We start from the raw sequence: 13,144 nt of genomic DNA, 5'->3' as shown, positions 1-13,144 counted from the left end.
CCCCTAATTATTTACTACCCTATTTACATTTTCAATAATCTTACTAATTTCATTTTGCTTAGTTTTCATGCTAGTCTTATTCACTATCATTCTGGCACTTATATTACATATATCTTCTACAACTACAAGCCCATTTTCTTTTAGTGTTGATCCTGTTTCTACTATATCTACAATAGCATCTGCAAGTCCTACTATTGGTGCTAGTTCAACTGATCCTTCTATTTTTATAAGTTCAACATCAATTCCTTTATTTCTAAAATATTTTCTTGCTACTTTTGGATACTTTGTAGCTATTTTTTTAATATTATATCCTTTATAAATATCAATCTCAGGTAATGTAGCCACTGCAAACTTACACTTTCCTATTTTTAAATCCATAACTTCATAAAAATCTTTTTCTTTTTCCATCAAAGTATCTTTTCCAACAATACCTATATCAGCTGCCCCATAGTCTACATAGGTTGTTACATCTGGTGCCTTAACAAGAAAAAACTCTATATTATATTCTTTATTTTCACTGTGAAATATAAGTTTACGCCCCTTATTAAGTAACTCATCTACATTCACACCAATATCCTTAAATATTTCAATAGCTTTCTCTTCAAGTCTTCCTTTAGTCAAAGCTATTTTTACCTTTTTCAAATAAACGCCCCCTAATCTATAAATTTTAAATTAATTCTTCTAAAAAATTATCAATAATAACTTCCTTACTCTTATTAAAATTAATATCATATATCTTAATAAATTCTCTATTATCAATGAATATAATCTTGTCTACACACTTACTCCTTGCATATTTAATAGTATCTTCAATTGTGTCCCTCAAACTTATTTCACATATAATATTATTTTTTCTAACTCTATTTGCAATTTTATATGCTCTATTTAAATACTTGTTTTCACAATGTAAAATAACATTTCTAAACTTTCTTATATTTAAAACCTCATATATTCTAAGCGCTTCTATAATATTATCAATGTTAATTCCAAATCCAGTAGAGGGAAGATCACATCCAAAATTACCTATTAACTTATCATATCTTCCACCACTTAAAATATAATCACCAACCCCTTCTACATATCCCTTAAAAATTACCCCAGTATAATAATCAATGTCTTGTATCATCCCTAAATCAATAGAAACATATTTACTTAACCCAACTTTATCAATTATTTTATACAAGCTTAAAATTTCATCTAAGGCCTTTAGTTGTTCATTATCATTAACTAAATTTTTAGCTTCGTAAACTACACCTATATCACCAAACATCCTTGGGAGTTGTTCTAGTATTTTTATAGTATCCGCTTTAATAATTTTTGTTTTTTCCTTTAAATAATCTTTTAATGCTACATAGTTCTTATTTTCAATTAAGTTTTTTAATGTAAAAACTTCTTCTTTATTTATGTTTTCATTTTTAATAATTTCTTTAAAAAACTTTGACTGTCCAAGTTCTATTTTAAAATTTTTAAGTCCAAGTTGTAATAAAGATTCTATTGCTGTTATAACAACCTCCGCATCAGCTTTTATATTTTCAATACCTATTATTTCAATCCCCGATTGAGTTATTTCGCTAGTCTTTCCATTTAAGTTTTCATTAATTCTAAATATATTTGATGTATAACAAAGCTTCAAAGGATAATCCTTATAATTTACTTTAGTTGCTACAATTCTTCCTATTGGCATTGTCATATCAGGCTTTAATACTAAAATTCTTCCATTTCTATCAAATAATTTATACATCTTTTCCTGGGCAATTGGTTGATTTTCAAAATTAAATACATCATAAAATTCTAAAGTCGGAGAGATTATCTCTGAAAATCCATTTAGCTTATATAAATTTCTCAATTTTTTTTCTACATATAATTTTTCTTCACATTCCTTAAATAAAATATCCCTCATACCATCAGGCGTGTACTTTTTCAACTTATCCAAATTGTCGCCTCCTCACTCCATCACTTTATCACAGTAAAGTATTAAATTATATTAAATATTACTATTTATACTTAAATTTGTCAAGACTGTTTGTAAATATATTTTTATTTTTTAACTTCCACCTACTTTTGCAAATTAAAAATCACTTAATTTCATAAATTAAAAGGCAGCTGATATTTAGCTATATCAACTGCCTTATTAATAAAAGTAACATTAAATAACACAAAATACTATTTTAAATTATTAATTATGATTTCTTTTAACTTTTTCTTCTGATCATAAGCATCACCTATATTATGAATATTATTAGTTCCAAATTCCATTTCCTCCAAGCTCTCCATATTGCCAGTAGTACTAGAATAAAAATCAGTAATATTATCTCTATGGAGTCCTTTTTTTGCAACCCATGATTCGTAGTTGTTCATTTTCATATCCACCTTTCCAACTTACATCAAAATTATTATTCTCCATCATATAACAAATCATTTTTGTATCTTCTTTATTGTTTTCATTTAATGTAACTACAACCCTATCATCGTTGTTAACTAAATTCATATAATCATAAAATTTACTATAATCACTAAGATCCATTTCATTTTTTATATTTAAACTGTATTCTGACATGTTGTACTTCCTTTCGATGTGTTTAGTTATATTTTCTTCAATTTTCTTTAAATTATTCTATTGATAGTGATTATTAGGTAATAAAAATGTTGAATTATTAACATTAATGATATACAATTAAGAAAAGACAAGTTAATCCATAAGGGGGTATTTTTATCATGAAGAATTTAAAAGGAACAAAAACAGCTGAAAATTTATTAAAAGCTTTTGCTGGAGAATCCCAAGCTACTATGAAATATACTTATTATGCATCTAAAGCAAAAAAAGAAGGATATGTACAAATTTCAAATATATTTACTGAAACAGCAGGAAACGAAAAAGAACACGCTAAAATATTTTTAAAATATTTATTAGAAGATGAATCTTTACCTGATACAGCTATAGATATTAACGCTGGATATGCAGTTGCTCTTGGAGATACAAAAGCAAACTTAAATTCTGCAGCTAATGGTGAAGAAGAAGAATGGGACAAGCTATACCCTGCATTTGCTAAAGTTGCTGAAGAAGAAGGATTCGCTGATATAGCTGAAAGCTTTAGAATTATTGCTGGAATAGAAAATCATCATAAAGAAAGATATAGAAAATTATTAGCTAACATAGAAGATGGTTCTGTATTTAAAAAAGAAAATTCTACATTATGGAAATGCTTAAACTGTGGATATATATATGAAGGTGCTGCAGCCCCTGAAAAATGTCCTGCATGCAACCATCCACAAGGATACTTTGAAATATTATCAGAAAACTATTAATAATAATAAAAACTCACCAATGCACTTATTGCATTAGTGAGTTTTTTAATTTCTTATATATTTAATTTATTTTTGTTTGCAATTTAATCATTTTTACTGATTTTACACTTTATTTTATAGTAACTTTATTTTTTTACTTATCCTCCTTAATCTTATTTATAATTTTTTCTGCTTCATTATACGGAACTTCTTCATATCTTTCAAACTTCATTTTAAAACTTCCTCTAGCTCCAGTTAAAGCTCTTAAATCAGTTGCATACTTAAGAACCTCAGCTAGTGGTACTTCTGCAATTATTTTTTCTAAATCTCCACAGGAGTCCATTCCTAATACTCTTCCTCTTTTTTTATTTATATCTGCCATAACATCGCCCATATAATCATTTGGAACATGAACTTCCAAATGCATTATAGGCTCTAACAATACAGAGTCTCCTTGTTGCATAGCTTTCTTATATGCAATTGACGCTGCTATCTTAAATGCCATTTCAGAAGAATCTACTGAGTGATATGAACCATCATGTAAAGTTGCCTTTAATCCTATAACTGGGAAACCAGCTAATGCACCATGTTTCATAGATTCTTTTAGTCCCTTTTCAACGGCTGGTATATATTGTTTTGGAACTACTCCACCAAAAATTTTGTCTATAAATAATAAATCAGTTTTCCCATCACATCTAGGCTCAAATTTTATCTTTACATCCCCATATTGACCATGTCCACCACTTTGTTTTTTATGCTTTCCTTGTACATCTGAAACCTTCCTTATGGTTTCCCTATATGGAATTTTAGGATCTTTTAATTCTATAGATACTCCAAACTTATTTTTAAGTTTATTTACAATTACATCTAAATGAGTTTCTCCAACACCAGATATTATAGTATCCGCATTTTCTTCATCTCTAGAAATCGTAAAGGTTGGATCTTCCTCTGTCAATTTATATAATCCTGATGATATTTTATCTTCATCTCCCTTAGACTTTGGAACTATAGCCATAGAAATTACTGGCTCTGGAAAATCTATTTTTTCATACATTACTGCATATTTATTTTCACTTAAAGTATCCCCTGTAGATGTATATTGTAATTTAGGAACAGCTCCTATGTCCCCAGCTACTATTTCCTTAGCACTAATTTCATCTTTTCCTCTAACCACATATAAATTACTGAACTTTTCTTGCTTTTTCTTGTTAACATTATAAACAACGCTATCAGATTTAATTTTTCCTGTCATAACTTTAAAAATAGAAAGCTTTCCTACAAAAGGATCTGCAACTGTTTTAAATACAAACGCAGAAAATGGCTTATTCTCATCCATTTTTATATTAATTGGCTCATTGTTTCCTGTATTAATAGCCTGAATTTCTCTACATTCTTTAGGACATGGGAAACACTCCATTATATCTTCTAAAAATGTATTTATGCCTATACACTTAAATGCTGATCCACAAAGTACAGGAGCTATATCCCCATCTCTTGCTCCACTAATGATTCCATTATATAATTCACTATTAGTCAATTCTCCATCATTTAAATACTTTTCTAGTAATACCTCATCAGTTTCTGCAACTGACTCAATTATCATTTTTCTATATTCATCTACTTTAGGTAACAACTCAGTAGGTATTTCACTAACTTCCATTTGTTCATTTTTAGGATTAAAAATTCGGGCTTTTTTGTCTATAAGATTTATAACCCCTTTAAATTCTTCTTCCTTTCCTATAGGATATTGAATAGGCACTACAGACATCCCAAACCTATCTTTTAATTGATCTAACACCTTTTCAAAATTACTATTTTCTCTATCTAATTTGTTGATAAAAAAAGCTCTAGGTATGTTTAGTTTATTTACATACTTCCAAACTTTTTCCGTTCCAACTTTAACCCCCGATTTACCAGATAATGTAATTATAGCAGTATCTACTGCTCTTAAAGCTTCTATCATTTCTCCTACAAAATCAAAATATCCAGGTGTATCCAATATGTTTATTTTTATATTATTCCATTCACATGGTATAATACTTGTTGCAATTGATATTTTTCTTTTCTTTTCCTCAGGGTCATAATCACTTATGGTATTGCCTTCAGCTATCTTACCAAATCTGTCAATAGTTTTTGTACAATATAGTATTGCCTCTGTAAGAGTTGTCTTACCAGAACCACTGTGACCTATAAAACCTATATTCCTTAAATTTTGGGTGCTATATGACTTCATTATGATTCCCCCTTTTAATAACATATTAATTTTTTAATAACATATTGTTTGTTAATATATTCTCTTTTTTTATTAAAAGTCCTTTAATCTTTTATAAATTTTCAGAATTTTTAATCTTTTTAAGATATATATTTACTTAATTAATATTTACTTTATTTATATTCGTATTATTAAATTTATTTTTTTACTATGTTTTATATTACACTTAATATTTATTTAATTATATATAGTTATTAGAGGTTATATAAAACTTCAATGTTTCTTTAATCTTTAACAAATTTATAAATAAAATAAGTAAATAAAAAAAGCTTTGGCTAGATATAGTCAAAGCTTTTGATTTCTTTATAAATGATATGTTAATTTGTCAAAAAATAAAAATGGCTCCGCGAAGAGGACTCGAACCTCCAACCTATCGGTTAACAGCCGAGTGCTCCACCATTGAGCTATCGCGGAACATTACCTGGCAACGACCTACTCTTCCACACCGTCTCCAGTGCAGTACCATCGGCGCTTTGAAGCTTAACCATCGTGTTCGGTATGGGAACGGGTGTTACCTTCAAGCCATAATTACCAGATTACTTATTAAATTAAATGGCTCCGCGAAGAGGACTCGAACCTCCAACCTATCGGTTAACAGCCGAGTGCTCCACCATTGAGCTATCGCGGAACATTAATTAAAAGAACTAATTGTTCTTTCAAGATTACACAGTGATAATAATTATTTGATCAAGCCCTCGACCTATTAGTATTGGTCAGCTGAATACATTACTGTACTTACACCTCCAACCTATCAACCTGATAGTCTTTCAGGGGTCTTACTAGCTTACGCTATGGGAAATCTAATCTTGAGGTGGGCTTCACGCTTAGATGCTTTCAGCGTTTATCCCTTCCCAACATAGCTACCCAGCTGTGCTCCTGGCGGAACAACTGGTGCACCAGAGGTTGGTCCATCCCGGTCCTCTCGTACTAAGGACAGCTCCTCTCAAATTTCCTACGCCCACGGCGGATAGGGACCGAACTGTCTCACGACGTTCTGAACCCAGCTCGCGTGCCGCTTTAATGGGCGAACAGCCCAACCCTTGGGACCGACTACAGCCCCAGGATGCGACGAGCCGACATCGAGGTGCCAAACCTCCCCGTCGATGTGGACTCTTGGGGGAGATCAGCCTGTTATCCCCGAGGTAGCTTTTATCCGTTGAGCGATGGCCCTTCCATACAGAACCACCGGATCACTAAGCCCGACTTTCGTCCCTGCTCCACCTGTATGTGTCGCAGTCAGGCTCCCTTCTGCCTTTGCACTCTACGCGCGATTTCCGACCGCGCTGAGGGAACCTTTGGGCGCCTCCGTTACCTTTTAGGAGGCGACCGCCCCAGTCAAACTGCCCACCTAGCAATGTCCTGTGACCAGATTCATGGCCTCCAGTTAGAATTCCAGTACTATCAGGGTGGTATCCCAAGGATGACTCCACCAAAGCTGACGCCCTGGCTTCTAAGTCTCCCACCTATCCTGTACAGACAATACCGAAATTCAATGCTAAGCTACAGTAAAGCTCTACGGGGTCTTTCCGTCCAACCGCGGGTAGCAAGCATCTTCACTTGCACTACAATTTCACCGGATTTACTGCCGAGACAGTGCTCAAATCATTACGCCATTCGTGCGGGTCGGAACTTACCCGACAAGGAATTTCGCTACCTTAGGACCGTTATAGTTACGGCCGCCGTTTACTGGGGCTTAAGTTCATAGCTTCGCTTGCGCTAACTATTCCCCTTAACCTTCCAGCACCGGGCAGGCGTCAGCCCCTATACATCAGCTTACGCTTTAGCAGAGACCTGTGTTTTTGATAAACAGTTGCTTGAGCCTATTCACTGCGGCCTACTCTCGTAGGCACCCCTTCTCCCTAAGTTACGGGGTCAATTTGCCGAGTTCCTTAGCAGTAATTCTTCCGACGACCTTAGGATTCTCTCCTCATCTACCTGTGTCGGTTTGCGGTACGGGCACCATTTTGCTCCATAGAGACTTTTCTTGGCAGCGTGGAATCAGATACTTCGTCAAAAATGACTCCCCATCACACCTCAGGCTTAATGTTAAGCGGATTTGCCTACTTAACACCCTAAGTGCTTAGACGCACATCCAATAGTGCGCACATCCTATCCTCCTGCGTCATCCCATTTGTCAAACGCATTATGGTGGTACTGGAATATCAACCAGTTGTCCATCACCTACGCCTTTCGGCCTTGGCTTAGGTCCCGACTAACCCTGGGAGGACGAGCCTTCCCCAGGAAACCTTAGATATTCGGTCAACAAGATTCTCACTTGTTTTTCGCTACTTATGCCAGCATTCTCACTTCTGTACTGTCCACCACTCCTTACGGTATGGCTTCAACCTGTACAGAAAGCTCCTCTACCACGTATACAAAGTATACATCCATAGCTTCGGTGGTAAGTTTGAGCCCCGTTACATCTTCGGCGCAGGATCTCTCGACTAGTGAGCTATTACGCACTCTTTAAATGAGTGGCTGCTTCTAAGCCAACATCCTAGTTGTCTTAGAAATCCCACATCCTTTCCCACTTAACTTACACTTTGGGACCTTAGCTGATGGTCTGGGCTGTTTCCCTTTTGACCACGGATCTTATCATTCGTAGTCTGACTGCCGGGGTACAAGTATATGGCATTCGGAGTTTGATAGGGTTCAGTAACTGTTGTCAGCCCCTAGCCCATTCAGTGCTCTACCTCCACTACTTAATTACCCGACGCTAGCCCTAAAGCTATTTCGAGGAGAACCAGCTATCTCCGAGTTCGATTGGAATTTCTCCGCTATCCACAGCTCATCCCATGGCTTTTCAACGCCAACGTGGTTCGGACCTCCACGGAATTTTACTTCCGCTTCATCCTGGCCATGGATAGGTCACCCGGTTTCGGGTCTACAATATGCAACTAGTTGCCCTGTTCAGACTCGGTTTCCCTTCGGCTCCACACCATAAGTGCTTAACCTTGCTGCACATCGTAACTCGCTGGCCCGTTCTACAAAAAGTACGCCGTCACACTTTAATGTGCTCCGACCGATTGTAGGCACACGGTTTCAGATTCTATTTCACTCCCCTCCCGGGGTTCTTTTCACCTTTCCCTCACGGTACTGCTTCACTATCGGTCACTAGGTAGTATTTAGCCTTGGGAGATGGTCCTCCCAGCTTCCCACAAGGTTTCACGTGTCTCGTGGTACTCTGGAGTAGATCTACTTTTCTTTCCTTTTCGCTTACAGGGCTATTACCTTCTATGGCGGAGCCTTCCAGCTCTCTTCAACTAAAGAAATCAAAGCGTTGTGATCTATCCGCAACCCCAGGAACAAGTTCCTGGTTTGGGCTCTTCCCCTTTCGCTCGCCGCTACTTAGGGAATCGAATTTTCTTTCTCTTCCTCTGGGTACTTAGATGTTTCAGTTCCCCAGGTGTACCTCCATATACCTATATATTCAGTATACAGTATCTAGCAAAGCTAGATGGGTTTCCCCATTCGGAAATCTACATATCACAGGCTATGTGCGCCTACATGTAGCTTATCGCAGCTTATCACGTCCTTCATCGGCTCCTAGTGCCAGGGCATTCACCGTGCGCCCTTTGTAGCTTGATCTATCATCATCTACTAATTTTCATTAGTGTCTAGGTTTAGATTATTTCTAATCTTATTAATTCGTTTCTTTATCACTGTGCAATTTTCAAAGAACAATTTCTTGAAAGACTTAGTCTTTCAAAATTAAACAGAATCAGGTTTCCAGTCTGGAAGCTTTGCTTCCATTCTCCCTAGAAAGGAGGTGATCCAGCCGCAGGTTCTCCTACGGCTACCTTGTTACGACTTCACCCCAATCACCAATCCCACCTTCGACCGCTGGCTCCTTACGGTTACCTCACGGGCTTCGGGTGTTACCGGCTCTCATGGTGTGACGGGCGGTGTGTACAAGACCCGGGAACGTATTCACCGCGACATGCTGATTCGCGATTACTAGCAACTCCAACTTCATGTAGGCGAGTTTCAGCCTACAATCCGAACTGGGACTGGCTTTCAAGTTTTGCTCCCCCTCGCGGGATTGCTGCTCGTTGTACCAGCCATTGTAGCACGTGTGTAGCCCTAGACATAAGGGGCATGATGATTTGACGTCATCCCCACCTTCCTCCACGTTAACCGCGGCAGTCTCGTTAGAGTGCTTAACTTAATAGTAGCAACTAACAATAAGGGTTGCGCTCGTTGCGGGACTTAACCCAACATCTCACGACACGAGCTGACGACAACCATGCACCACCTGTCTTCCTGTCCCCGAAGGGACTTCCTCAGTTACGAGTAATTCAGGAGATGTCAAGTCTAGGTAAGGTTCTTCGCGTTGCTTCGAATTAAACCACATGCTCCGCTGCTTGTGCGGGTCCCCGTCAATTCCTTTGAGTTTTAATCTTGCGACCGTACTCCCCAGGCGGAATACTTAATGCGTTTGCTGCGGCACCGAGGGTGGTACCCCCCGACACCTAGTATTCATCGTTTACGGCGTGGACTACCAGGGTATCTAATCCTGTTTGCTACCCACGCTTTCGTATCTCAGTGTCAGTTACAGTCCAGAAAGTCGCCTTCGCCACTGGTGTTCTTCCTAATCTCTACGCATTTCACCGCTACACTAGGAATTCCACTTTCCTCTCCTGCACTCTAGACACCCAGTATCAAATGCAGCTCCCAGGTTAAGCCCGGGAATTTCACATCTGACTTAAATGCCCACCTACATACTCTTTACGCCCAGTAAATCCGGACAACGCTTGCCACCTACGTATTACCGCGGCTGCTGGCACGTAGTTAGCCGTGGCTTCCTCATTAGGTACCGTCATTATCGTCCCTAATGACAGAGTTTTACGATCCGAAAACCTTCATCACTCACGCGGCGTTGCTGCGTCAGGGTTTCCCCCATTGCGCAATATTCCCCACTGCTGCCTCCCGTAGGAGTCTGGACCGTGTCTCAGTTCCAATGTGGCCGATCACCCTCTCAGGTCGGCTACGCATCGTTGCCTTGGTGAGCCGTTACCTCACCAACTAGCTAATGCGCCGCGGGTCCATCTCAAAGCGGATTGCTCCTTTGATTATTCTACGATGCCGTAAAATAATGTTATGCGGTATTAATCTCCCTTTCGGGAGGCTATCCCACTCTTTGAGGCAGGTTACCCACGTGTTACTCACCCGTCCGCCGCTAATCCACTTCCCGAAGGAAGCTTCATCGCTCGACTTGCATGTGTTAGGCACGCCGCCAGCGTTCGTCCTGAGCCAGGATCAAACTCTCAATTTAAAAGTTTAATCTTACTCAAATTTATTGACTGGTTTATTACCTATATTCTGTTTAATTTTCAAAGACCATTTTCTTTCGCCATCTCTTGACAGCTCATTCATTATATCAATTTGAAATCTCTTTGTCAACAACTTTTTTAAACTTTTTTAATTTCTTAAAATCATTTATTAAGTTGTTTCCTTGATTTCGTATCGTCTCTCGTGACGACAAGGAATATCTTATCAGAATTTTAGGCTTACGTTTTTTATGTGCATTTATATTTTTAAAATAAAATCTCAAATGCTATATATTTCTTTTATTTTCTCACTTTTTCGCAAAATGATACTCCAGGTAAAGTATATTTACCTACAAACAAATTTTCATAAAATACACTCACAATTATTAGCTCTAATATGCATATTTAAAACACTTTATCAAATATTTTATTAATAAACATACACCTCTACTCATAAAATACCAAATAAAAAAAATTTAAAATACTAAAATAAATAAAAATAAAAACCTCCGTCAAACTTTAACGGAGGTTTTCTTATATAATTTATAAAATAAATTTTCATAGTTATAATTTAGACTGAATAAATTATCTCTATAGATTATTAACTATTTCTTTAAATTTGTTTCCTCTTACTTCAAAATTAGGGAACATATCAAAACTAGCACAAGCAGGTGATAAAGTAATTATATCCCCTTCATTTGCAATATCCTTAGCTCTATAAATAGCTTCATTAAAGCCATCTTCCATGTATATAGGTATGTTTATACCCCTGTCTTTCATAGCTTTATCAAAAGCATCTTTAATTTTATTTTTAGTTAGTCCCGTCAATACTAATGCTTGTATTTTGTCTAATCCTTCTTCTGCTAATGGTTCAAAAGGAATATGTTTATCATATCCACCAGCTATTAATATTACTGGTTTTTCAAAAGCTCTAAGTCCCGCAATTGTTCTTGTTGGACTTGATGCTATAGAGTCATTATAATATTTAACTCCATCGATTTCTCTTACAAACTCACATCTATGCTCAACACCAGTAAAAGTTGTAGCTACCTTAGCCATACTTTCAATACTTGCATCTTCAGACACAAGACAAAAAGCAGCTAAAAGATTTTCTACATTATGCATTCCCTTTAACTTTATATCTTCTAAAGCACAAACTTCTTTTCCAAGTAACACTAACTTATCTCCATTTAGATAAGCGCCACTTTCAATTTCTTCTTTTCTGCTAAATTGCATAACTCTACTCTTAGCTTCTTTAACTAAAGAGTTCGTTATATCATTATCTCTATTTAAAACTAATAAGTCATTAACTTCTTGATATTTAAAAATATTCTTTTTAGCATCAACATACTCATCCATATCTTTGTGAATATCTAAATGGTTAGGTGATAAATTAGTAACTAATGCACAATTTATCTCTTCTTTCATAGTCATAAGTTGGAAGCTTGATAATTCTAGTACAACCTTATCTTCTTCTTTCATTTCTTCTATATTAGAAAAAAGAGGATTTCCTATATTTCCTCCAACCCATGTTTTATATCCTTCTGTCATTAATATATTGTATACAAGAGTTGTAGTTGTTGTCTTTCCATCACTACCTGTTATACCAAATATTTTTGCAGGACAGTATTTTATAAACTCCTCCATTTCAGAAGTTATATATGCTCCTGATTCTTTAGCCTTTACTAAGGCTGGATTATCTATTCTCATAGAAGGTGTTTTAAATACAACATCAAATCCTTCTAAATTATCTAAGTAGTTTTCTCCAAGTTGTAATTTTATACCCTTGCTTTTAAATTCTACTGCCACTTCTCCTAGAGCCTCTTCACTTTTCTTATCAAAAGCTGTTACATTAGCTCCTAGTTTAACTAGAAAATGAATTAGGGGAATATTACTTATTCCTATTCCTACAACTGCCACTTCCTTATTTCTTATAAAATCCTTAAACTCATTAAATGTTTTTTTCATGAGAGAACCCCCAAAATGCTTAATATTATAAAGTGTTATTTTCTAATCAATTATAGCACTTTATATATTCTTATTGTATAGATTTGAAACTTTTTTAGTGCTTTTTTATATTCAGAATATTCTTATTAGATTTAAAATAAAAACTTTTTTATAGTATATTGCAAAATTTTGTCGTAATATGTTATAATGCTAGGGTGTCGTAAGTATTTGATGGTATGATTCCCCAGATTTTATTAGACACATAACATATCCCCATAATTAAACCTTATTTTCACCGGATGTATTTTTCCGGTGTTTTTTTTATTTTAAAGCAAATAATAAAGACCACTAACAAGTTAGCAGCCTCTAT

General features: G+C 35.9%; 7 protein-coding genes, 2 tRNA genes and 3 rRNA genes. 1 reads left to right on the top strand and 11 read right to left on the bottom strand.

Annotation, left to right across the window (positions count from 1 at the left end; translation table 11 throughout):
* Window positions 1-3: 3 nt before the first annotated feature.
* The 4 genes from hisG to NT01CX_RS00950 all read right to left on the bottom strand — a co-directional run bounded on the left by hisG (window position 4) and on the right by NT01CX_RS00950 (window position 2,557).
* On the bottom strand, window positions 4-642 hold the full coding sequence (gene hisG / locus NT01CX_RS00965) for an ATP phosphoribosyltransferase (RefSeq protein WP_011721165.1): 639 nt from the start codon (window positions 640-642) through the stop codon (window positions 4-6).
* Window positions 643-667: 25 nt separating this feature from the next.
* Window positions 668-1,933: an ATP phosphoribosyltransferase regulatory subunit gene (locus NT01CX_RS00960; RefSeq protein WP_011721164.1), complete on the bottom strand. Its 1,266-nt coding sequence runs from the start codon at window positions 1,931-1,933 to the stop codon at window positions 668-670.
* 230 nt (window positions 1,934-2,163) lie between these two features.
* A complete protein-coding gene (locus NT01CX_RS00955; RefSeq protein WP_011721163.1) occupies window positions 2,164-2,358 on the bottom strand; it encodes a hypothetical protein in 195 nt (64 codons plus the stop codon).
* Window positions 2,315-2,557: a hypothetical protein gene (locus tag NT01CX_RS00950; RefSeq protein WP_011721162.1), complete on the bottom strand. Its 243-nt coding sequence runs from the start codon at window positions 2,555-2,557 to the stop codon at window positions 2,315-2,317. Before NT01CX_RS00950 ends, NT01CX_RS00955 begins: the two co-directional genes overlap by 44 nt.
* A gap of 158 nt (window positions 2,558-2,715) precedes the next feature.
* Between NT01CX_RS00950 and rbr the strand changes: the two genes are divergently transcribed.
* Window positions 2,716-3,306: a rubrerythrin gene (gene rbr, locus NT01CX_RS00945; protein WP_011721161.1), complete on the top strand. Its 591-nt coding sequence runs from the start codon at window positions 2,716-2,718 to the stop codon at window positions 3,304-3,306.
* Between the two features lie 133 nt (window positions 3,307-3,439).
* Here the strand turns inward: rbr and fusA are convergent, their stop codons facing one another.
* The 7 genes from fusA to murD all read right to left on the bottom strand — a co-directional run bounded on the left by fusA (window position 3,440) and on the right by murD (window position 12,795).
* Window positions 3,440-5,518: an elongation factor G gene (gene fusA / locus NT01CX_RS00940; RefSeq protein WP_011721160.1), complete on the bottom strand. Its 2,079-nt coding sequence runs from the start codon at window positions 5,516-5,518 to the stop codon at window positions 3,440-3,442.
* Window positions 5,519-5,896: 378 nt separating this feature from the next.
* Window positions 5,897-5,971, bottom strand: a tRNA-Asn gene (locus NT01CX_RS00935).
* Window positions 5,972-5,976: 5 nt separating this feature from the next.
* Window positions 5,977-6,093, bottom strand: a 5S ribosomal RNA gene (rrf, locus tag NT01CX_RS00930).
* Window positions 6,094-6,110: 17 nt separating this feature from the next.
* Window positions 6,111-6,185 (bottom strand) — tRNA-Asn (locus NT01CX_RS00925).
* Window positions 6,186-6,240: 55 nt separating this feature from the next.
* A 23S ribosomal RNA gene (locus NT01CX_RS00920) occupies window positions 6,241-9,145 on the bottom strand.
* A gap of 174 nt (window positions 9,146-9,319) precedes the next feature.
* Window positions 9,320-10,832: ribosomal RNA gene (locus tag NT01CX_RS00915) — 16S ribosomal RNA — on the bottom strand.
* The 16S, 23S and 5S rRNA genes sit together here with 2 tRNA genes alongside, the layout of an rRNA operon.
* Window positions 10,833-11,418: 586 nt before the next feature.
* Complete coding sequence (gene murD / locus NT01CX_RS00910; RefSeq protein ID WP_011721159.1) at window positions 11,419-12,795, bottom strand: UDP-N-acetylmuramoyl-L-alanine--D-glutamate ligase; 1,377 nt, start codon at window positions 12,793-12,795, stop codon at window positions 11,419-11,421.
* Window positions 12,796-13,144: the final 349 nt, after the last annotated feature.

Source organism: Clostridium novyi NT (genome assembly GCF_000014125.1).
GTDB classification, from domain to species: Bacteria; Bacillota; Clostridia; order Clostridiales; family Clostridiaceae; genus Clostridium_H; species Clostridium_H novyi.
The sequence above is the reverse complement of the archived record's forward strand: the minus strand, read 5'-3'. Positions and strand labels throughout refer to the sequence as shown.